General features: G+C 31.8%; 22 protein-coding genes and 1 tRNA gene. 4 read left to right on the top strand and 19 right to left on the bottom strand.

The annotated features are described in order from the left end of the window. The first annotated feature begins 9 nt into the window (after window positions 1-9). The 3 genes from ACMC9J_RS07100 to ACMC9J_RS07090 all read left to right on the top strand — a co-directional run bounded on the left by ACMC9J_RS07100 (window position 10) and on the right by ACMC9J_RS07090 (window position 1,759). Window positions 10-399, top strand: a complete 390-nt coding sequence (locus ACMC9J_RS07100) for a DUF1284 domain-containing protein (protein WP_427003137.1) — start codon at window positions 10-12, stop codon at window positions 397-399. 69 nt (window positions 400-468) lie between these two features. Next, window positions 469-540, top strand: a tRNA-Gln gene (locus ACMC9J_RS07095). A gap of 31 nt (window positions 541-571) precedes the next feature. Then, complete coding sequence (locus ACMC9J_RS07090; protein WP_427003136.1) at window positions 572-1,759, top strand: ATP-grasp domain-containing protein; 1,188 nt, start codon at window positions 572-574, stop codon at window positions 1,757-1,759. A 277-nt stretch (window positions 1,760-2,036) separates the two neighbouring features. Here ACMC9J_RS07090 and ACMC9J_RS07085 read toward each other — a convergent pair whose 3' ends face one another. From ACMC9J_RS07085 to ACMC9J_RS07040, 10 genes are all read right to left on the bottom strand, one after another. Beyond that, window positions 2,037-2,723 carry a V-type ATP synthase subunit D gene (locus ACMC9J_RS07085; RefSeq protein ID WP_427003135.1) on the bottom strand — a complete coding sequence of 229 codons (687 nt, stop codon included), beginning with the start codon at window positions 2,721-2,723 and terminating at the stop codon, window positions 2,037-2,039. A gap of 25 nt (window positions 2,724-2,748) precedes the next feature. Continuing rightward, window positions 2,749-4,137, bottom strand: coding sequence for a V-type ATP synthase subunit B (locus ACMC9J_RS07080; RefSeq protein WP_427003134.1), 1,389 nt, complete (start codon window positions 4,135-4,137; stop codon window positions 2,749-2,751). Window positions 4,138-4,139: 2 nt separating this feature from the next. Then, on the bottom strand, window positions 4,140-5,894 hold the full coding sequence (locus tag ACMC9J_RS07075) for an ATP synthase subunit A (RefSeq protein ID WP_004032183.1): 1,755 nt from the start codon (window positions 5,892-5,894) through the stop codon (window positions 4,140-4,142). Beyond that, window positions 5,891-6,208, bottom strand: a complete 318-nt coding sequence (locus tag ACMC9J_RS07070; RefSeq protein WP_427003133.1) for a V-type ATP synthase subunit F — start codon at window positions 6,206-6,208, stop codon at window positions 5,891-5,893. The genes ACMC9J_RS07075 and ACMC9J_RS07070 overlap by 4 nt, the downstream gene beginning before the upstream one ends. Next, window positions 6,205-7,359 (bottom strand): V-type ATP synthase subunit C, encoded by a 1,155-nt coding sequence (locus ACMC9J_RS07065; protein ID WP_427003132.1) that lies wholly within the window; start codon window positions 7,357-7,359, stop codon window positions 6,205-6,207. The genes ACMC9J_RS07070 and ACMC9J_RS07065 overlap by 4 nt, the downstream gene beginning before the upstream one ends. Window positions 7,360-7,370: 11 nt before the next feature. Continuing rightward, window positions 7,371-7,997, bottom strand: a complete 627-nt coding sequence (locus tag ACMC9J_RS07060) for a V-type proton ATPase subunit E (RefSeq protein WP_427003131.1) — start codon at window positions 7,995-7,997, stop codon at window positions 7,371-7,373. Window positions 7,998-8,009: 12 nt separating this feature from the next. Beyond that, entirely contained in the window at window positions 8,010-8,495 is a 486-nt protein-coding gene (locus ACMC9J_RS07055) for a V-type ATP synthase subunit K (protein WP_427003130.1), read from the bottom strand. 54 nt (window positions 8,496-8,549) lie between these two features. Continuing rightward, window positions 8,550-10,553 carry a V-type ATP synthase subunit I gene (locus tag ACMC9J_RS07050; RefSeq protein ID WP_427003129.1) on the bottom strand — a complete coding sequence of 668 codons (2,004 nt, stop codon included), beginning with the start codon at window positions 10,551-10,553 and terminating at the stop codon, window positions 8,550-8,552. A 10-nt stretch (window positions 10,554-10,563) separates the two neighbouring features. Further along, the gene (locus ACMC9J_RS07045) at window positions 10,564-10,878 is read right to left on the bottom strand and encodes a V-type ATP synthase subunit H (protein WP_304129774.1); all 315 of its coding nucleotides are present in this window, start codon (window positions 10,876-10,878) and stop codon (window positions 10,564-10,566) included. 274 nt (window positions 10,879-11,152) lie between these two features. Further along, window positions 11,153-11,500, bottom strand: a complete 348-nt coding sequence (locus ACMC9J_RS07040) for a hypothetical protein (protein ID WP_019264322.1) — start codon at window positions 11,498-11,500, stop codon at window positions 11,153-11,155. A 68-nt stretch (window positions 11,501-11,568) separates the two neighbouring features. On the opposite strand from ACMC9J_RS07040, the gene ACMC9J_RS07035 reads away from it, so the two are divergent. After that, a complete protein-coding gene (locus tag ACMC9J_RS07035) occupies window positions 11,569-11,904 on the top strand; it encodes a hypothetical protein (RefSeq protein WP_019266332.1) in 336 nt (111 codons plus the stop codon). 2 nt (window positions 11,905-11,906) lie between these two features. On the opposite strand, the gene ACMC9J_RS07030 is transcribed toward ACMC9J_RS07035, so the two are convergent. The 9 genes from ACMC9J_RS07030 to ACMC9J_RS06990 all read right to left on the bottom strand — a co-directional run bounded on the left by ACMC9J_RS07030 (window position 11,907) and on the right by ACMC9J_RS06990 (window position 19,740). Continuing rightward, a complete protein-coding gene (locus tag ACMC9J_RS07030) occupies window positions 11,907-12,245 on the bottom strand; it encodes a hypothetical protein (RefSeq protein WP_019264324.1) in 339 nt (112 codons plus the stop codon). A gap of 6 nt (window positions 12,246-12,251) precedes the next feature. Next, window positions 12,252-12,758 carry a nitroreductase family protein gene (locus ACMC9J_RS07025; RefSeq protein ID WP_019266333.1) on the bottom strand — a complete coding sequence of 169 codons (507 nt, stop codon included), beginning with the start codon at window positions 12,756-12,758 and terminating at the stop codon, window positions 12,252-12,254. Window positions 12,759-12,763: 5 nt separating this feature from the next. Beyond that, window positions 12,764-13,570: a citryl-CoA lyase gene (locus ACMC9J_RS07020; RefSeq protein ID WP_427003128.1), complete on the bottom strand. Its 807-nt coding sequence runs from the start codon at window positions 13,568-13,570 to the stop codon at window positions 12,764-12,766. Window positions 13,571-13,617: 47 nt separating this feature from the next. Beyond that, window positions 13,618-14,490 (bottom strand): fumarate hydratase, encoded by an 873-nt coding sequence (locus ACMC9J_RS07015; RefSeq protein ID WP_019267645.1) that lies wholly within the window; start codon window positions 14,488-14,490, stop codon window positions 13,618-13,620. Window positions 14,491-14,494: 4 nt separating this feature from the next. Continuing rightward, entirely contained in the window at window positions 14,495-15,397 is a 903-nt protein-coding gene (locus tag ACMC9J_RS07010) for a peptidase (RefSeq protein WP_094516646.1), read from the bottom strand. Between the two features lie 5 nt (window positions 15,398-15,402). Continuing rightward, window positions 15,403-16,800 carry an MmgE/PrpD family protein gene (locus ACMC9J_RS07005; RefSeq protein ID WP_019264329.1) on the bottom strand — a complete coding sequence of 466 codons (1,398 nt, stop codon included), beginning with the start codon at window positions 16,798-16,800 and terminating at the stop codon, window positions 15,403-15,405. 65 nt (window positions 16,801-16,865) lie between these two features. Continuing rightward, window positions 16,866-17,357 carry a hypothetical protein gene (locus ACMC9J_RS07000; protein WP_019264330.1) on the bottom strand — a complete coding sequence of 164 codons (492 nt, stop codon included), beginning with the start codon at window positions 17,355-17,357 and terminating at the stop codon, window positions 16,866-16,868. Beyond that, a complete protein-coding gene (locus ACMC9J_RS06995; protein ID WP_019264331.1) occupies window positions 17,357-18,268 on the bottom strand; it encodes a DUF3100 domain-containing protein in 912 nt (303 codons plus the stop codon). Before ACMC9J_RS06995 ends, ACMC9J_RS07000 begins: the two co-directional genes overlap by 1 nt. A gap of 206 nt (window positions 18,269-18,474) precedes the next feature. Then, window positions 18,475-19,740, bottom strand: coding sequence for a TiaS agmantine-binding domain-containing protein (locus tag ACMC9J_RS06990; protein WP_427003127.1), 1,266 nt, complete (start codon window positions 19,738-19,740; stop codon window positions 18,475-18,477). Window positions 19,741-19,742: the final 2 nt, after the last annotated feature.

Below are 19,742 nucleotides of genomic sequence, written 5' to 3'. Positions count from 1 at the left end.
ATTGATATTATGAAACTTACATTAAGAGGACATCACTTATTATGTCTTCAGGGATTTCAGGGTTATGGATATGATGATAAATTTGTTAAAAATATGAGTTATATCAACAACCTAAGAAAATCTGAAAATACAACTGTTTCTATTACAAATAAAGCTGATGATATCTGCAGATGCTGTCCAAATTTAAAAAATAATCTTTGCGGAAATGAAAAACAGAATGCAGACATTATAAAGATGGATAACGAAATCCTATCAAAAATAGATAATAGCAAAGAATATGATGCATTAAATTTATTTAATGAAACTAAACATATTTTTAACAGCAAAAATAGTGTCAAGGATGTATGTGAAGACTGTTGTTGGCATGAAAAATGTTTATTTTATAAAAATTTAGAATAAATCGATATATTTATATACTACTTATCAAATAAATATAGAATGTTGTACTACTAGTACGAACAAATGTATAGTCCCGTAGGGTAGTGGTAATCCTTCTAGGCTTTGGACCCGGAGACGGCGGTTCGACTCCGCTCGGGACTATTTTTAAAAAACTTTTTTTACCTGATATTCTATGGAAAAATTACTTCTTATCGGAATAAATACTCGTAGTATGATTGAAAGTGGATTAAAATTAAATTATACTATTTATTCAACCAGCTATTTCTCAACATCAGATGTTCCATTAATAAAAAACCAAAAAATAATATTGGATGAAAGTAAAAATTCGGATTGCGGTGTTTTTGAAGATCAATTTAACAGTGAAAATATTTTAAATGTTTCTAAAGATTATCTTGACGAAGTAGACTATATCATTCCAATTTCCGGAATTTCACCAAATGATTTTGAAAAAAAACATCAAAAAAAGATTTTAGGAAATAAAGACATCTGCAAAGTTGAAGATAAGTACAAATTCTATAAAGAAATTAAAAATGAATTTTTAACCCCTGAAACTTTTTATGTAAATGATGTAGATGAAGCTATTGAAATTCAAAAAAATAATCCTAAAGTACAATATATTGTAAAACCTCTTAAAGGATCTGGAGGATATAATACAAACTTATTAAATAATCCATCACAACTTCAATTAAACATCAATGAAAAACTGATTGTTCAGGAATATATTGAAGGAATAAATTTAAGTTCATCTGTATTGGCCAGTAAAAACGAAGCTAAAAACATTATAAATTCAAGATTGCTAACACAGCATGATTTTGAAAAAAACAGTCAGTTCAAATATGTGGGCAATATTCTTCCATTAACTGAAAAATCAATATTGACACCTATAAAAAATATTGATGATATAAATAGAAAAATGGAAGACAGCTCTGAAAAATTAATTAAAAAATTTAAATTAATCGGATCAAATGGTGTGGATTATATTTTAAATAAAAATGGATTATATGTAATTGAAATAAATCCTAGAATTCAGGGAACATTTGAATGTGTCCAACAAGCCTTAGGAATCAATATGCTTGAAGCACATATTAAAGCTTGTCAAAATGAAATAATATCAGTTGATAATCCCGAATATTACAGCTATAAAAAAATAATATATTCTCCACAGACAATGAGGTATAAAAAAATAAATTTAAATAATATTTATGATATGCCCCATCTGGAATCAATTACCCGAAAAGATGAGCCATTACTTACAATAATAGATAAAGATAAAGATTTTGATAAATTATATGAAAAAGTAGAACTAGCTAGCCAAATTGTAAATAAACTAGCTAAAAAAGCCCAAGTAAGTGTAAAATAAATATAATTGTACCTATAGTTATCATAAACGTTACCAGTATCATAGATCTAGTTAACCAAATAAATAATTTCGCTTTATTGTCAGGGTCCTTTAAAAATTGGTCTACAGGGTTACGTTGCATAAATACACCTCTTTCTAGAATTTTCCAGTAAATAAAAATTTTTACAATAACTGATAAAAATAACCTGTTTTAATAAATAATAAATTAATAAACTTTAAAAATTGAAATAAATAAAAAATAGATAGAAAATGAAGAAGTTAAGTAAAACTTAAGCTTCTACTTCAGTGCTACTTCTTCAGCAGCTGCTTCTTTAGCTCCATTATCTTTCTTCTCGATAGTAGACCTAATCATTTTCAATCTAACGAAGTTTTCCCTTTCCATTTCCTGGAGTCTCATATCAATATATTTTTCAGTGTTTTCGAATCTTGGAATCATAATATGCTCTAAAGCATTTACTCTACGTTTAGTAGCCTCAATCTCTTCAGCAAGTAAGAAAATGGTTTTTTCTACTTCACCAAGTTCAATTAAGAATTTAACAGATTCCTCAAATTTTTTAGCAGCTTCATCTAATTGTATAGTAGTATCAGCAAAGCTGTAACCTCTGTCAATAATGGACCTTTCTTCCATTTTAACATTAGTTATAGGAACTGATACACCCATAACACTTCTAGATTTAATATCTACATCAATAGATTCTTTAACTGATAAAGATGCTTTTCTAACAGCTAAGTCACCCATAGCTATTTGAGCTTCAAGTAAAGCTTCATTAGCTTCTTTTAAGCTTTTTTCAGCAGCTTCACGAACACCTTTGACACGATCCAAAATATCAAAAAACTCTTTGATTAAAGCATCCCTTTTCTCTTTGAGTAAACCATGCCCTTTAACAGCGAGTTTAGTTCTATTTTTAAGAGATAATAATTCCATCCTTGTTGGATTTATTCCATCTATAATATCTTGTGCCATTTAATCACCCGTTATATGAATGAGCTTATTCTTTTGGAAGGTATTGTTCAATAAATTCTTCTTTAACACGTTTAAGTTCAGATTTAGGTAAGATTTTAAGTAAGTCCCAACCAAGATCTAAGGTTTCAATAATAGACCTATCTTCGTCTTTACTTTGAGTAATGAATTTACTTTCAAATTCTTCAGCAAATTCTAAGAATTTTTGATCCCTTTCAGTAAGAGCTTCTTCCCCTACAACAGCAACTAAGTCTCTTAATTCACGACCACTTGCATATGCAGAGTAAAGTTGGTCAGATACACCACTGTGATCATCACGAGTTTTGTCTCCACCAATACCACCACTCATTAAACGAGAAAGTGATGGAAGCACATCTACAGGAGGATAAATACCTTTCCTACTGAGTTCCCTACTTAATACAATTTGTCCTTCAGTAATATAACCAGTTAAATCTGGAATTGGGTGAGTAATATCGTCTTGAGGCATAACTAAGATAGGCATTTGAGTAATAGAACCTTCTTTACCATCAATACGTCCTGCTCTTTCATATATGTTAGCTAAATCAGTGTACATGTATCCAGGATATCCTCTTCTTCCAGGTACTTCATCCCTAGCTGCGGAAATTTCCCTTAATGCTTCACAGTAGTTAGTCATATCAGTTAAGATTACTAATACTTGCATACCTAAAGTAAATGCGAAATATTCTGCAGTAGTTAAAGCCATTTTAGGAGTTAAAATTCTTTCAATAGCTGGGTCATCAGCTAAGTTCATGAATACAGTTACTTTTTCAAGAGCACCAGTACGTTCGAAATCTCTCATAAAGAAGTTAGCTTCTTCGTGAGTAATACCCATAGCAGCGAATATTACTGCAAACTCTGCATCGTCCCCAAGTACTTTAGCTTGTCTTGCGATTTGAGCTGCTAATTCGTTGTGAGGTAAACCAGAACCTGAGAAAATAGGAAGTTTTTGACCTCTTACTAAAGTGTTCATACCGTCAATGGTAGAGATACCAGTTTGAATGAATTCTTCAGGGAATTCACGAGAAGCAGGGTTCATTGGACTTCCATTAATATCTAATTCTTCATCAGGAATTATTTCTGGTCCGCCGTCAATAGGTTTACCGATACCATTGAACATACGACCCATCATATCTCTAGATACACCAATTTTAGCAGTTTGACCGGTGAATCTAGCTTTAGTATTTTTAGTGTTTAAGTCAGTTGTTCCTTCGAACACTTGAATAACTGCAACATCATCAGTTACTTCAAGAACTTGTCCACTTCTTTTTTCACCATTAGGTGTTTCGATATCTACAATTTCGTTGTAACCTACGCCTTCTACACCTTCAACAACCATTAAAGGACCTGAGACTTCGGAGATTGTAGTATATTCTCTTGTTTTAATATTTGTGTTCATATTTAAGCCTCACTGCATTGTTTAGTAATAGCTGCTTGAATTTCTTCACATTTAGCTGCAAATTCATCTTGTGGAATGTATTTCATTTTACCAATTTCTTCTTTAACAGGTAATGCTACTATGTTTTGAATAGGAACTCCCCTGCCAACAGCTGCAAGAGCTTCTTTATGGAATAATAAAATAGTTTTTAACATATTGTATTGTTTGACAGGTGGACAATATGTATCAATGTCATCAAATGCATTTTGTTGTAAGAAATCTTCTCTTAACATACGAGTAGTTTCTAAAGTAGCTTGATCAGCTTCAGGTAATGCATCAGGACCAACCAATTGCACAATTTCTTGAAGTTCTGCTTCTTTTTGTAATAAAATCATAGCTTGATCACGAGTTTCTCTCCAATCAGCAGCTACATTTTCAGCCCACCAGCCTTCAATACTGTCTACATATAAGGAATAACTTTGTAACCAGTCAATTGAAGGGAAGTGACGTTTATCTGCAAGAGATGCATCTAAAGCCCAAAATACTTTACAGATACGTAAGGTGTTTTGAGTAACAGGTTCAGATAAGTCCCCACCAGGAGGTGATACAGCACCAACAACAGTAATGGAAGCTACATCAGAAGTAGTACCAATAGTGTTTACTCTTCCTGCTCTTTCGTAGAATTGAGCAAGTCTGGATGCTAAGTATGCAGGGTAACCTTCTTCCCCAGGCATTTCTTCAAGTCTTCCGGAAATCTCCCTCATAGCTTCAGCCCATCTTGAGGTTGAATCAGCCATAAGTGCTACATCGTAACCTTGGTCACGATAATATTCTGCAATAGTAATACCAGTATATACACATGCTTCACGAGCTGCTACCGGCATGTTTGAAGTGTTTGCAATAAGAACAGTCCTATCCATTAATGGGTTTCCAGTTTTAGGGTCATCAAGGTATGGGAATTCGGTAAGTACTTCAGTCATTTCGTTACCACGTTCTCCACATCCAATATAAATAACAATATCTGCATCTGCCCATTTAGCTAATTGCTGTTGGGTAACAGTTTTACCAGATCCGAAAGGACCAGGAATAGCTGCTGCTCCTCCTTTAGCTACAGAGAAGAAAGTATCTTGTGCTCTTTGACCAGTTACAAGAGGTACATCAGGATCTAATTTATCTACATATGGACGTCCTTTCCTTACAGGCCATTTTTGGAGCATTTGAATTTTTTCGTCTCCTTTATCAGTTGCAACTTCAGCAATGTCTTCTAATACAGTGTATTCACCTTCAGAAGCAATACTTGTTAATTCACCTTCAATCATTGGAGGAACTAAGATTTTTTGTAAAACTGCAGAAGTTTCTTGTACTTCACCAAGAACATCTCCGCCTTTAACTTTGTCTCCAACTTTAGCTACTGGTTTAAATGTCCATTTTTTCTCTTTACTGATAGATTCTGCATCTACTCCCCTAGCAATGAAATCACCAGATTCTTCTCTGATGAGTTCTAAAGGCCTTTGAATACCATCAAAAATGGAACCCATTACACCAGGACCAAGTTCTACAGACAATGGACCTCCAGTACTTTCAACTACTTCACCTGGTTGAATACCAGCTGTTTCTTCATATACTTGAATGGTAGCGGTGTCTCCTTCGAGCTCAATAATTTCCCCAATGAGCTTTTGTTCACCTACTCTAACCATTTCATACATCTGAGCTCCTCTCATACCATCTGCGATAATAACAGGCCCAGCAATTTTAATAATTTTTCCTTCGATAATCATTTAACCATCTCTACCCCAATAACTCTTTTGATGAGATCTGCCATTTGATCAGATGATCCTTCAGAGGACCCGTCTTTATCAGGTATCTCAATTATCATTGGCAATACACTAGAACCAATTTTTCTATTAATATGATCTCTAATTTCATTAGCTAATACTTGGGTAATAATTATAATTGAAATTTCTTCATCTAAAATTTTGTCAAAAGCTGCAATAGCTTCTTCAGCAGAATTAGCTACTTCTGCTCTTTTAACTCCACCAAGTCTAAAACCTGATACAATATCAATATCTCCAATAATCGCTACAGAACTCATATTAACATCTCCATAATTTTAGAGTTAGGGAATCCAGCTTCTCTTTTTGCTCTTGCAATAATTTTTAAATTTTTAATTTCAGTTTCTTTTTGACTTACATAACCAATAATTGGACCAATACCTAATGGTTTTTTAGTTGATAAAGATTTAATAGTTTCAACTAAGAATGTATCTAAAGCATTTTCAAATACTGAAACTGCACCAGTTTCATTGTATCTGGTCATAGCTTCAGTTAATGCTTCTGCATATTTAGTTCCTTCCAAACCAGAAATTACATTTGAAACATCTTGAGCTTCCATTAAGTCTTTAAGTTTCCATTCACGTAATTGGTAACCATCTTCTAACATATAAGGAGCAATATCATCATAAGATAAATTATCTTCTTTAGCCCTTATAATTAATTTAAGATTAGCTATATCAACTTGAGTCCCAACATATGAAAATAAAATTTGTCTGTTTTCATCTGCAGGAACATCGGAAGAACGTAATAAACTTTCTAAATAATATTTATCTAATGCAGATTCTAATGCAAGAATCATACCTGTTTCTTCGTATTTTGGAAGAGCATCTTCTAATACAGCACCAAATTCAGTACTATCTAAACCTGTGACTATACCTGCAACATCATCAGCATCAACTAATGATTCTAAAATTTCATATGAAGATCCACGTGGAATTAATAACTCTTCGGTTTCTTCGTTAGTAAGACCAGCTTCCTTAGCAGTTAAAAGACTTTTAATGTTGTCAATATCAGTTTTTTTAGATAATACAACAAAACAACTTTTAATTTCCTTAGGAACTATTCTTGCTGCGAAGTCATAGGTATCAGCACATTGAATATCTAATGCTTTATCAACAGGATAATTTTCCAATACATCAGCATAATCAGGAATTCCTTTGAGATAATTTTCAAATTCATGAATATCGTTGGTTTCAACTATTTCAGAAATTTGTTTTTCATCAAATAATCTTCCTTTTCTTGCACGTACTCTTGCACTTGGATTAAGATAAGGATAAATATCCAATATTGGTCTAGATGTAATGATTACGACTATTGCACCTACAACAACAATTGCAATTACAACGAAAACTAAGAAAATTTCATTTGTAATTCCTGCTGAAGCAAAAAGTGCTGCAATTTCATCAGCCATAATTTATCCTCCTAATTTTTAAATAAAACATTAGCAACTTCACTACGTAATAATCCTTTAAATCTGTCTAATCTAGATTCGATAGTGTTATTTACTTCAATGTCACCATTTTTAGTTTTGAGTATAGCTCCACCAATAGCATCAATAGGTTCTCCCAATACTAAAGTTGTGCTTACACCAATTTTAGTTGCAAGGTCTGCAGATAATTTTTTTAACTGACCTTCAACTTTTGTTACATCAGATTCTTTAACTTGAACAATTAAATCTCCGCCACCAAGTTCTTCAGCAGCTTCTTTAATCATATTTATTAAAGATTCTGAATATTCAGCATCGTCACTAGAAGCTTTAGTTTTTAAGTCTTCAGTAGCTTTAGCAAAAGCTGCTTCAATTACTTCTTCTTTAGCTCCTAATTCAGCTCTACGAGCATTCATCTTTGCTTCGGAAATAATTTGCTGATATTTCATCTCTGATTGTTTTTTACCATTGTCTAAAATTTTATTCTTTTCTGCTTCTGCAGTTTTTTCAGCATTAGTATTAATAACTGCTACTTCTGCTTCTGCTTCCTGAATAATTTTATCAGCTTTCTCCTGGGCTTCAGACTTAATGCTTTCAACAATTTTATCTGTGCCTGAGCTCATATAGATTGCCTCCTAACCTAATATTCCACCGAATACCATAAGTAAGATCGCAATCAAGAAACCATAAATAGCCTGAGTCTCTGGTAATGCAGAGAAGATAATACCTCTAGCAAACATATCATTGTCTTCTACAATAGCTCCTACAGATGAGGATGCTACGATACCTTGTCCCATACCGGAACCTAATCCAGCGAAACCAATAGATGCACCAACACCAATAGCTACAATACCTGCTTCAGTGGATAATCCGTCGCCTCCACCTAATAAACCTGAGAATACTAATAATAAGATTGCAATCAAGAAACCATAAATAGCCTGAGTTTCACACAATGCAGAGAAAATAATACCTCTAGCAAACATGTCGTTATCTTCTGCAACTGCACCTACAGATCCAGCTGCTGCCATTCCTTGCCCTAAACCGGAACCTAATCCAGCGAAACCAATTGCTACTCCAGCACCAATAGCTGCTAAAGCAGTACCTAAAGCAATTTCTACCATATTTAATTCACCTTTGAATAATAATTAATTTTAATATATTTAAATAAAAAATTTTTAATTTTTAAGTTTTGTAAATGTCCTGCTTGATTTAAAAGCTTCGAACTTATTTTTACCAGCTTCAAAGAACTGTGAAAAGAACTCTACGTAATGAAGACGTAAAGAGTTAATAAATGCACCTAATATTTGGAATAAGAAATTTGCAATATGACCAAATATGAATATAAATACTGCAACAACAATACCAATATATGGAATTATATCAGCACATAATTGTGTTAAAATATTTACGGTCATAGCAATACCCCCAGTAGCTAAACATAAAGCTAAAAGACGAGCATATGATAAAATATCTCCCATAAATCCGAAAACATCCATAACTCCATACAAACCATTAGCATAAATTAACATTCCTAAACATGCAAGTATTAAAACAGCTCCAATAGCCATTCCAATCATTCCGAATGTAGGTATTAACATACCTGCAGCTAAGAATATAATACCTCCTTCTAAGAAGAACCAGCAGATTTTAGATCCGATTGCATCTTTTATTTGCCCATATCTTAAATCATTAATGGTACCCATAATAAATCCAATATTAGTATATACAACACCAATACCGAGAGCTATTAATAAAATAACTTCTGGGTGTACAAAAGATTCAATTATTGGAATAACAGTAGGTAAACGGTATCCTAAAATTCTTTCAGGGAAATCTCCTAAAAGACCATTGGTAATTAAACCCAATATAACAGACCACAAACCACATGCTATTAAAATATGACCAAATGCATTCATGGATTCTTTAATTTTACCCATACCACGTACTAAAATCACACCGATAATAGCAACAAGAGTTCCGTAAAATGCATCAGTTAAACAGTAACCGAACAAGAATGGGAACATAATTGCAACAAATACAGTTGGATCAACAGCATTATATCTTACCGGAGAGTACATATCTACAAGGAACTCATAAGGTTTTACATAACCTTTGTTAGTTTGTAAAATAGGCACATTTTCGTCATCAGTACCTTCAATTTCAATTAATTCAAAGGTACAATGGCCATCAGTACTTTTTTCTACTAATTGTTCAACTTTTTCAGTATCTTTAACAGGTACCCATGCTTCTAGCATATAAGTATCTTTTGTTTGAACAAAAGCAGCAAGTATCTCATTTTTTTCTTTTTCGTTTTCTAATTCTTCTTTAAGAGCTAAAATATCATCATCCCATCTTTCAGCAATAGCTCTTAAATCAGTTTTAGCTGAATTACGTTCTGATTCAATTGTTGCTAATCTTGAATCAGCATTTGAGATAACTTGTTGCGGATTTCCCTCAACATTATTAACTTCTAATCTCTCAAAGTCAAACTTACGAAGTGTTGAATAAACATCTTCGCCAAATTCTTTTAAAGTCACTACAACAATAATAGCTGTTGCTTTATCATCATTAGGGACTATAAAAACATCTAATTCATCAGTCAATTTACTTAAGTTACTTTCAATTTCTGAAGCAGACTCAGCATTAATCCTACCAACAGTTGTGGAAGTGAACTTGGAATCCTTTAAAAGTGCTAAATCCATGTCAAGTGCATGCAAACTTTTAGCTAAACTTTTATTAGAGTTAAGTACACTTGTTTCAGAGTCGAGTGCGGAAAATTTGCCTTCAATAACCTTTGTTTCACTTTCAACCTGAGCCAATATATTCTCAGCCTTATTTATAAAAGCTTCAGTATCCAAATCTTCAACTTCTTTTGGAACCGGCATTTCTGGACTAATAAAAGACTTTATTGTGTCTTTAATCCCATGGCCTTCGGATAAAGAATTTCCTAATAGTTCAGAAATATTATTAGTTTTCATTAAAAGTGAAGATAACTTACCTGTGAAAGCAGACGCTTTTGAAGGAGTTACTAACTCCGCTAATTCAGGATCTTGCTGAATACCATCAGAAATCTCATTGATTTGTACTAATCCTTGTTCGTGGAGTGCACTAACAGTAGGGGATATGTACTCATCAAGAGTAACAATTCTAATTTTACGCATTCTAGCTGTCTTGAACATTAATCTCACACTATAAAACATTTTTGACAATAATAGAAGCAGCTTCATCTACATTTGCCATAGCTTTATCTTTTAAGGAAACTACATTAGCTTCCCCATCTTTAGCAATAGATTGTGCTTCTTTTTTAGCTTTGTCTTCTGCATCAAAAACAGTATTTTTAGCTTCTTCTTCAGCTGCTTTTTTTGCCTCATTTATGATATTTTCAGCATTTATTTTTGATTCATTTACCATATCCACTGATTTGGACTCTGAATCAAGAATAAGTTGTTCAGCATCAGATTCAGCTTTTTTTATCATTGCGATAGCTTCTGATATCTCTGCCATAATTAATCACCATGGTATATTAATCTTTATTGAGAACTATATATATCTTTTACGATTTATCTTTAGCATAACCTAATTCTCGGATTTTAGGAAAAAATAGCAGAGCAATAGGAAAATAAGACAATAAACAACATGAATACATTAAAAATCACTATTTGTTCATAAAATTTTAAATAAATATAGTACATATTGAGCAATGTTTAATTTTGAAAGTGAAATTTTATACAGTCTGATAACCGTACAATGAACATTGAAATGTTAAAAAAAAGATTAATTACCTATAAAAATATTTTAAAATACTCATAGGCAATTTTTGCAGATATGCCAATATAGCTATTACAACAATAACAAGCCCAATAATTCCAAGCAAATAGTTATATGGAATAGCAAGTAACATATAACCACTTATTCCAATAATAATACCTTCAAAAAAGAAAACTGCTTTAACCCACTGTGGTTTAGCAACAATAACTATGTAAGCAATTCCAATTAAAACTAAAATAATAGCACTAGCTATACTATCATTAGTTATTGTTTGAGTAAATAAAGAACGAATTCCTAAAAATATTACTAAAATAGCTAACAGAATTCCCAATAATTTAATATTCTTAACTTTAATCATGATTATTTCTTTTAAACTTTATACTATTTATATTATATATAATATAATAGTAGCTAAAGGTGATGCAAATGGATAGGAGTGTATGGACCATTAACAACAAACATTTTACATTAATTTTAGATGCAAAAACAGAGCATGAAAAAATTAGTGACAGAAAATTCAGTCCCGGTGAAGACATCTGGACTAGTGAAATACCACAGCTTAAATTTGAAGATGACAATATCCAAAAAGAGTATGACAATTTTATATCAGATTTACTGATGTTATTATCAGAACCTAGTGTGGATCAAGTATTTATTGAAGCTAAAATAGGTGAAGAATCAGAATATAATGCTACATCCACTTATGAACCAATAATAATAAGAAAAATAGAAGATTATGAAGTGGAAAAAGTTATAAGTTAAGATTAAAACATTGCATTAGCTTTTTCCAATACTTCATCAATAGTATTGAATTCCAAAGATTCTCCAGATTCCGCTTTAGTTTCAGTTGTTATTAAAACATTTGGACTTGTCCAAAGTAAAGAGTATGCCAAATATACAACATTAGCTATAAGCAGAGGCATGAATATGAATAATCCAACGAATAAAAAGAACATATGGGCAGCATAATTTCCATATCTCTTTTTTTTCATTAAAATATAATGTTTTTCCTGCTGAGTAATTTTGAATTTGTTTTGAGACAAATCTTCAGAAATTTTATTCATTTCTTTGGAATTATCTGCTTTTAATATAAATAATTTCATTATAATCTAAATATATTCTACAAATTCATCAATTTCTTTTCTTGGAGTGTCTCTTGGTTCTGCATTTTCATATCCTAAAGGAGTGAATAATACTGGAACTTCATTATCATTTAAATTTAAAAATTCACTTGCCTTATCAGCCTGAAATGCTGCAATATAACATGTTCCAAGTCCAACATTAGTAGCTGCTAAAATAATATGATCCATTACAATAGTTGCATCAATATCAGCTATGTTTTTTCCGTCCCACGGTCTTGTCCATGCTTCATCAACATTAGCTACAACACACAATACATAAGGAGCTTCTACAAACCATTTAGCCCCGTAAATTTCAGATAGCTGTTTTTTATTCTTTTTAGTATCAATTACAAATACTTTAAATGGCTGGTTATTTACTCCTGTTGGAGCTATTGTAGCTGCTTTTAGTACATATTCAAGCTTTTCATCTTCAACTTCTTTGTCCAAATATCCTCTTACACTATATCTTTTATTAATTACATCATCAAAATCCATGTTATCTACCTTCCGGGACCGTCATAAACAATATCATCAATATCACAAAAACGTCTGAATTCCTCTTCATCAATAGTTTCTTCATGAATATGGGCAATAATACCTGGAATACGGCCAATAATAAAAACACCTAATCCCAATTTAGGATCAAAACCCAAATCAGACAAAATTGCTGCATTTGCTCCATCAACATTTAAACGAATATTTTTCTTTTGATAAAGCAAATCTTCAATAGCCAGCGCCAATTTAGTATGGGGGCCTACACATCCCTCTTTTATAACAAGTTCCATTAATTTGTCTGCTCTTGGGTCAACATTATGATATCTATGTCCAAAACCAGGTATTTTAGTATTTTCAGATACAACATATTCATTATATAAATCAATAGCCAAACTAGCTATCTGCTTGTTGTCAATATCAGCATCTCCGGTTAACATTAAAGAATCAATCTTAGACTGATATAATTCCATAGTCTTTTCAATAGCACCAGCATGTTTATGACCAAATGACAGTAATGCGCCAGCTACTGCAGCATTTAATGGAGAACCTGAAGAAGCAACAAGTCTTGCAGTTTGTGTACTTGGTGGAGTAGCTCCATGATCACAAAAAGAAACTAAAACATGATTGAACAATTTTCCTTCTTTTATTGAAGGCAATCTCCCTTTCAGAAGAAGAAAAACCATATCACTATATCTGATTTTTTCAATTAAATCCCTTTGATTGTATCCTCTGGTAACAATTTTATTAGGCTCAACTTTAGAAATAGCTGTCCTTAATGAATGTTCATTAATTTTAAAATTATTTTCTGACATTGTTTTAATTTCCTTAATTTAATAATTAAAATATTAATTATAATCTGTTATAAATGTAATGTTGCAACTCTAGGTTCTACAAAACAGGAAGGTCTAACTGAAACAATTCTAACACCACTTGCCCTCTGATTACCTATATTGACAAATGAACCTAAAACCGTTGTTTTTCCACCGAATCCTAATGGTCCGATATTTGTTTTGTTTAATCTTTCAGTTACATACTCTTCCAATTCATTTTGAAAATCCAGATTTCCATAAACAATTGATTTTAATAATAATGATGCCGCCTCATAATGTGTACGGCCAATGCCGATAGCAGGAACAGAAGGTGTACATCCCAGCATTTTTAGGGATTCCTCTAACCAGCCAATTGCAGTATCCATTACATTTACAACTGATCTTTTATGATATACCCTATATGTCTTTGCTCTTATTTCAGGTCCTCCACCTTCCAGTACAAAATGGATGTTTAAAGTATCTGGAGAAATATCCCTTTTATATGTAGAATCATCACTGAAAGAATCTATTAAAAAAGATGCTGCTTTCATTTGACCCGGATTATCATATAATCCCTTTGACTGTTCAATTCTCTCAATATCATTGCCTTTAACAGCCATTGGGCGAGCAGGTAAATTATTTAATCCCTCTTTAATTCCTTCATTAATTTGAGCTATTAAATTTCCGGTAATTTCTCTGTTTTCACCTATTTCAATAATTACATGGGGAATTCCAGTATCATCACATAAAGGAAATTTAACCTTATTAGCTACTTTATAATTTTTTAAAATTTGATTTAAAGTCCACAAAGCATTTTCATTATCTTCAATAGAAATAGCTTTTTTTAATGCATTGTATTTATCTTTAGAGAGATTTGTACTGGCTTCAATTATTGTGTTTGAAACATCTTCTATGATATCCATATAATCACTCAGGAATAGATAAATCTTTAGATCCTTTAGGAGAAGATACTGCATCACAATAATATTGGTCAATCATCCTTTTAACCAGTTTAACCTGTTTTATACGGGCAATTGCTTCCTTTTCAGAAGTATCCCAATTATGAGATTGTGCTACTGAGCCACCTGTTTTTAAATATACTGGAGAAGCTACTTTAATGATCTTTGGAACTTCATAATGTCTTATAAATCCCCCAGTTGATTTTGGATTTTCAGTATGTAAATCTAAAGGAATATAAACTGCTTTACGAATAGCTGCAATCATAGGAATTTGTAAATCTCTAACAGGGTTAAAAGAATTAAGACCATTTTCTTCAAGCAATTTTGCAGATGCTGGATTTCCATGACCTGCATGTGCAGACATTTTAAAATGAAGTGACTTTGGAAGCTCACCTGCTTTTCTCATTTGATTTAAAGCCCAAAGTAAACCTTCATCATATAATAATATTCCGCGAACTCCTAAATTAACTGCTCTTTTAACATCTTCAATTGCATAAACCAAATTTTCATATCCTCTTAATCGATATCCGATTCTGCTTCCTTCTTTAGTATGAGCAGTTGCACTTGTATCATAAGTAGCTCTTGGACCAACAGATAAAAAAAGTTCACATTCATATTTTTTGGCCAGATTAACCATTTCTGTAATTTCTTCATCAGTAAGCAACATTATTCCTTTAGTTTGAGTAATACGATGAATGGTTATCTCATTTTTAGAAGCTTCCTTAAGTAAAGTATCCATTATTTTAGGAGACTGTATTCCAGGAACCTCAAAACGATATTGTCCACCATCATTAAAACGTTTAAATGATTCAAAATCATCAGAAGGTCTTTTAATTCCAAGTTGTTTTAAGAATTCTTCAGTTTTTTTCATTGTACCTACTCATTTAATGTTTCCATAAGCTGCTTTATAGAATATTCTTCAATATTATCAACAACGATCAATTTATTTAAATCAAAATCAGGATTTAAACTTTTAAATTTATCAATTAAATCTTTTAACTGATATGGATTTTCAAAATCCCCTTTTGGCAGGAATGTGATATTCTGGAAAATTCCTCCTCTAAAAGACTTATCTAATTTAATAATAATATTTGACGGCCTTTTATTTGGATATAATTCATCCAGTCCACCATCAGAAACAATGATTATTTTATTAGCTAAATTCTTAATACTGTTAACTTTGTCAACTGTTGAATAGCTATCAAGCAAACCAAATTCAATTAACTGATTCAAATCATCCAAATCAATTTCACCGCAAACAAGCATAATAGCCACTGCATAAGGCAAACTCTGTTTTAATTCTTCAACATTTTTTGGATTATAATTATCATGTTTAGCAGCTACATCATATGTTTTGATAATCACATTTTCAATATGCTCATACTCCTCACCAATACTTGCTTTTAGTTTTAAAACAGTATCTATTGAAGAGTGCAAATGTCTGCAAAAGGGATATTTTTTAAAGTAAATGTCTCTGACCCTAACTTTACCAATATTTTTTAGAGCAACATCTAAAGAAAAATCATTATCAGATAAAACCATTGTTTTTAAAAAGCCTTCATTCCCATCAAAAATTGTTCCTGCACCAGTAAAACCATTTAAAGCCAAAAATGCAGATAATAATCCATTATAAACAGCTTTTCCAACATGAAGAACTTTACCCATACTTCCCTTATGATCAGATTCCAAAAGGCCAGCAGCCTGAGTTCCACATAACCCTAAAGCATTTAAAATTTGATTTTCATCAAGATTTAGCAATTTAGAAGCAACTGCTCCTGCAACAAATGTTCCAATAGTTCCAGTTGTATGAAATCCCTTATCCCTATGTTGAGGATTAACAATTTGACCTAACATTATTCCAACTTCATAACCTACAATAACTGCTTCTAAAAAAGATTTGCCGTCTAAATCATAAGCTTCACTAATAGCCAGGGCAGCTGGAAAAATAACTGAACCTAAATGAATTTGTGCCCCCCTATGGCCATCATCCAATTCTAAAACATGAGCAGAAATACCATTTAAGAAACCTGCATTTAATAAATTTGTTTTAAAATTAGGCATGCCAATAACAGAAGATTCCAGCTCAAACTCCATATTTCCAAAAAATAATTCACCAATAGTATTGAAAGCTATTCTGGATGATTCCTCATTTGCACCTCTATATGTGACTCCGAAAAAATCAATAAATGCTGCTTTTACCACATTAAGAGTTTCTTTTGATGCCTGTTCATAACGATAATTTGAAATAAATTTGGAAATATTTTGTAAAAACATAACCCACCTTAATAATTAAATTGTAAAAATAGTCTTAAATAGTTAACTTAAAATGGTGTTAAAAATTAACACCAAGGTGTACCGCTTAGAACTAAAACTATGTGTGCAATTAATGCAGATCCAAGGTAAGTTCCAGTAATGATACAAACAGTTACTATCATACCTCTCCAACCCATAGCCTTAAACTGTTCCCAGTTTTTACCAATACCAATACCCACATATGCTAAAAACACAGTTACAATAGACAATAACTCTACTTGTCCCACATATTTAACTACAAATGGAGAAGTTGGCATCATAGGTAGGGAAACTGCAATACCAATAAGACTTATGTAAATAATTGAAGAAATATTAAATGGCAAATATCTCTCAAGCAATAAACCTGCTAAAGTTATAACAGATAAAATCAACATACCCACAAGAGAATCAGCTATCGGATGTTTATAACCTACCCAATTTCCAATAACTGTGATAACTGAAAATATAACCAACAATAAAATCCAATTAACTATACCATGTGTTGAAACTGTTTCTGAACCGTCAATTACATCAACCATTATTCTTCCTCCTCTAAATGAGAAACAGGAGTTTCTCTTCCAATTTTAGGTTCAAGCCAAGCATATAATTTTTGAGCTAATGGAATAGCTAAAAATATACAGAAATAAATTCCAACACAGAATGAAATTAAATTACTGAATCCTGCAAATGCCTGAATATTTGTACTCATACTTGCCGGGAAAGCACTTAACAATGGAGCTAATGCAGCTGCATTCATACTTGCACTGCCTACCCCTGTTGCCATTGCAAATGCATATGGATGAAGTGGTAAAACTGATACACATAAACATGACAGAAAACTGATGTATAATGTTCCAATAACAGTTCCAATAATAAATACTGTTAAAACTCCCCTAGTTTCTGCAGAATCAAATCCAAATTTATCAATAACAACTGCCACATTGGTTTCACGGCCAATAGAATTAGTCATACCAATAGTTTCTTTTTTAAATCCTAAAAGCAATGCCACAGGAAGTGCTAAAAATACAGTTCCTAAATTACCAAACTCTTGTAAAACCAAAGCAGGACCAACATCAAGTAAAATATGGAATGATTGACCACTAGCTACTGCTAATTTTGCAAGCAAAGGTCCTATAAATAACAGCATTGCACTTTCTGCAATTTTAGATTGTTTTTTAGTAATCCATTTAACTGGTTTTAATAAGAACAAAGCCAAACCAAGAACCATTGCATATAACAACGGCATAATTACAACACAAATATCTTTTGTAAGATTGAATTCAACGGGCCCTATAAATTCGGAAATAATAACCAATAAAAGCACAGTAATATGTAATTTATAATCTTTCCATGGTGCTTTCTTTAAAATAGTTTTATCAGTCTTATCACGATATATGTGTTCTGTCCCCTTAACTTTTTCGTTTTTATCAGTAATCTGCGCCCACTCCAACCTATTTTATAAATAGCATATCAAAATATCTATTACTAATACATAATTCAACCTATTATATAAATTAATACTATTCCAAGCTCAAAAATTCCTTTAATAGGAACAAAAACCCTTAAAAATTAAGATAAAATTCACAAAATAAGAACGATGAAATAAAGAATCAGAGTTAATAAAAATAAAAAATAAAAATAGATAATAGTTAATTTCTATAAATCCATCCTACAAATAGGTTTTGACAAATGACGCCTAGCAGAAACTGGTGTTTCATAAAACTGACAATTTTTTAATTTTCTGAAAATTTTAATAGGAACTTTTTTATTATCATTAATTTTATTTCCGCATTTTTTACATTTAAATCCCTTATTTTTTCCAGCAGAAGTCATTCTTTTTCCACATTCACAAATAGGATTTTTATATTCAATATCATTTAATTTAACAACTTGAAACTTTTCAATGTTAAATGTATTTTGTTCCCCAATCCCCCCAAAGAGTTTAATAACATCTCCAGGTCTTAAATCAGATACAATTTTTCTGAAGTTTTTTGTTGGTTCATAAGCTCCACATTCAATCTCCCCAGAATCATCAAAGATATAAAAGAACATATGACCGCCATCAATAACACGCGGTTTATTTTTGACAGTTCCCACTACTTCATAGCATCCAAATTGTTTCATACTCTTTATATCATCTGTTTTTTGAATGTGCATATCTGTATGCTGATTAGTTTTAAAAATACAGTAATTTTCTATAGGTTCTTCAACTTGAACTATTTCTTTAGCCTTCTTAAGAGCGCCAACAGTATTTGATCTAATACCATACAAAACAGGACATGGAGTTTTAGGTTCAATAGCTATATAATCTTCACCATAATCAACATTCTCAAAAGTTTCAGGATAAGTTTCCCTATCCATCAAATAAACTGAATCATAATCAATGTGTCTCTTAGTACCATAATTTTCAGGTATTCTGTAAGCTAATAATTCATAAGTAAAATCATCTAAAGGCAGTCCAATAGCTGCAATGGATCCGATAATTCCCCTTCCTTTTTTAAATTTATGAAGTTCACAGCCAATAGAATTTCCAAATTCTTCAGCTTCCCTAATTGTAATAAATGAATAAATAGCCCTAAATGAATAATCAGCCATTTCTTCAGTTATTTCACCATCATAAAATACAACACCGGGATTTGTATTATCACAGTCAAACATAGCTAATTTTTCCACTTCATCTAAAACTATTTTCTTAGCTAAATCAACTTTATCATTATTTAATATTTTAAAAGCAACGCCGCCGTTTCCCCGTGTTTTGAATCTTGCAAATGGATTTAATCTAATTAAACGAGGATAACCAACAATTTCAATACCTACTTCCTTTAATTTATCAATAATATGGCAGGCCAAATAAGTAGTACACATACCATCTGGAGAGTCAGTATCATCAATCCCAATATGCAAATATTTAATTAAAATCACCT

This window comes from Methanobrevibacter intestini, from assembly GCF_047402955.1.
GTDB classification, from domain to species: Archaea; Methanobacteriota; Methanobacteria; order Methanobacteriales; family Methanobacteriaceae; genus Methanocatella; species Methanocatella intestini.
Note: the sequence above shows the minus strand (reverse complement) of the source record. Positions and strands in the feature narration are given on the sequence as shown.

Bases quoted from the DNA above. Each gene is read 5' to 3' on its own strand.
- ACMC9J_RS07075 (WP_004032183.1), bottom strand. From the start codon at position 5,894: ATGATTATCGAAGGAAAAATTATTAAAATTGCTGGGCCTGTTATTATC.
- ACMC9J_RS07000 (WP_019264330.1), bottom strand. From the start codon at position 17,357: ATGGTTGATGTAATTGACGGTTCAGAAACAGTTTCAACACATGGTATA.
- ACMC9J_RS07045 (WP_304129774.1), bottom strand. From the start codon at position 10,878: ATGGCAGAGATATCAGAAGCTATCGCAATGATAAAAAAAGCTGAATCT.
- ACMC9J_RS07100 (WP_427003137.1), top strand. From the start codon at position 10: ATGAAACTTACATTAAGAGGACATCACTTATTATGTCTTCAGGGATTT.
- ACMC9J_RS07035 (WP_019266332.1), top strand. From the start codon at position 11,569: ATGGATAGGAGTGTATGGACCATTAACAACAAACATTTTACATTAATT.
- ACMC9J_RS07070 (WP_427003133.1), bottom strand. From the start codon at position 6,208: ATGAGTTCTGTAGCGATTATTGGAGATATTGATATTGTATCAGGTTTT.
- ACMC9J_RS07055 (WP_427003130.1), bottom strand. From the start codon at position 8,495: ATGGTAGAAATTGCTTTAGGTACTGCTTTAGCAGCTATTGGTGCTGGA.
- ACMC9J_RS07090 (WP_427003136.1), top strand. From the start codon at position 572: ATGGAAAAATTACTTCTTATCGGAATAAATACTCGTAGTATGATTGAA.
- ACMC9J_RS07015 (WP_019267645.1), bottom strand. From the start codon at position 14,490: ATGGATATCATAGAAGATGTTTCAAACACAATAATTGAAGCCAGTACA.
- ACMC9J_RS07025 (WP_019266333.1), bottom strand. From the start codon at position 12,758: ATGGATTTTGATGATGTAATTAATAAAAGATATAGTGTAAGAGGATAT.
- ACMC9J_RS07010 (WP_094516646.1), bottom strand. From the start codon at position 15,397: ATGAAAAAAACTGAAGAATTCTTAAAACAACTTGGAATTAAAAGACCT.
- ACMC9J_RS07030 (WP_019264324.1), bottom strand. From the start codon at position 12,245: ATGAAATTATTTATATTAAAAGCAGATAATTCCAAAGAAATGAATAAA.
- ACMC9J_RS07085 (WP_427003135.1), bottom strand. From the start codon at position 2,723: ATGGCACAAGATATTATAGATGGAATAAATCCAACAAGGATGGAATTA.
- ACMC9J_RS07005 (WP_019264329.1), bottom strand. From the start codon at position 16,800: ATGTTTTTACAAAATATTTCCAAATTTATTTCAAATTATCGTTATGAA.
- ACMC9J_RS07020 (WP_427003128.1), bottom strand. From the start codon at position 13,570: ATGTCAGAAAATAATTTTAAAATTAATGAACATTCATTAAGGACAGCT.
- ACMC9J_RS07060 (WP_427003131.1), bottom strand. From the start codon at position 7,997: ATGAGCTCAGGCACAGATAAAATTGTTGAAAGCATTAAGTCTGAAGCC.
- ACMC9J_RS07065 (WP_427003132.1), bottom strand. From the start codon at position 7,359: ATGGCTGATGAAATTGCAGCACTTTTTGCTTCAGCAGGAATTACAAAT.
- ACMC9J_RS07040 (WP_019264322.1), bottom strand. From the start codon at position 11,500: ATGATTAAAGTTAAGAATATTAAATTATTGGGAATTCTGTTAGCTATT.
- ACMC9J_RS07080 (WP_427003134.1), bottom strand. From the start codon at position 4,137: ATGAACACAAATATTAAAACAAGAGAATATACTACAATCTCCGAAGTC.
- ACMC9J_RS07050 (WP_427003129.1), bottom strand. From the start codon at position 10,553: ATGTTCAAGACAGCTAGAATGCGTAAAATTAGAATTGTTACTCTTGAT.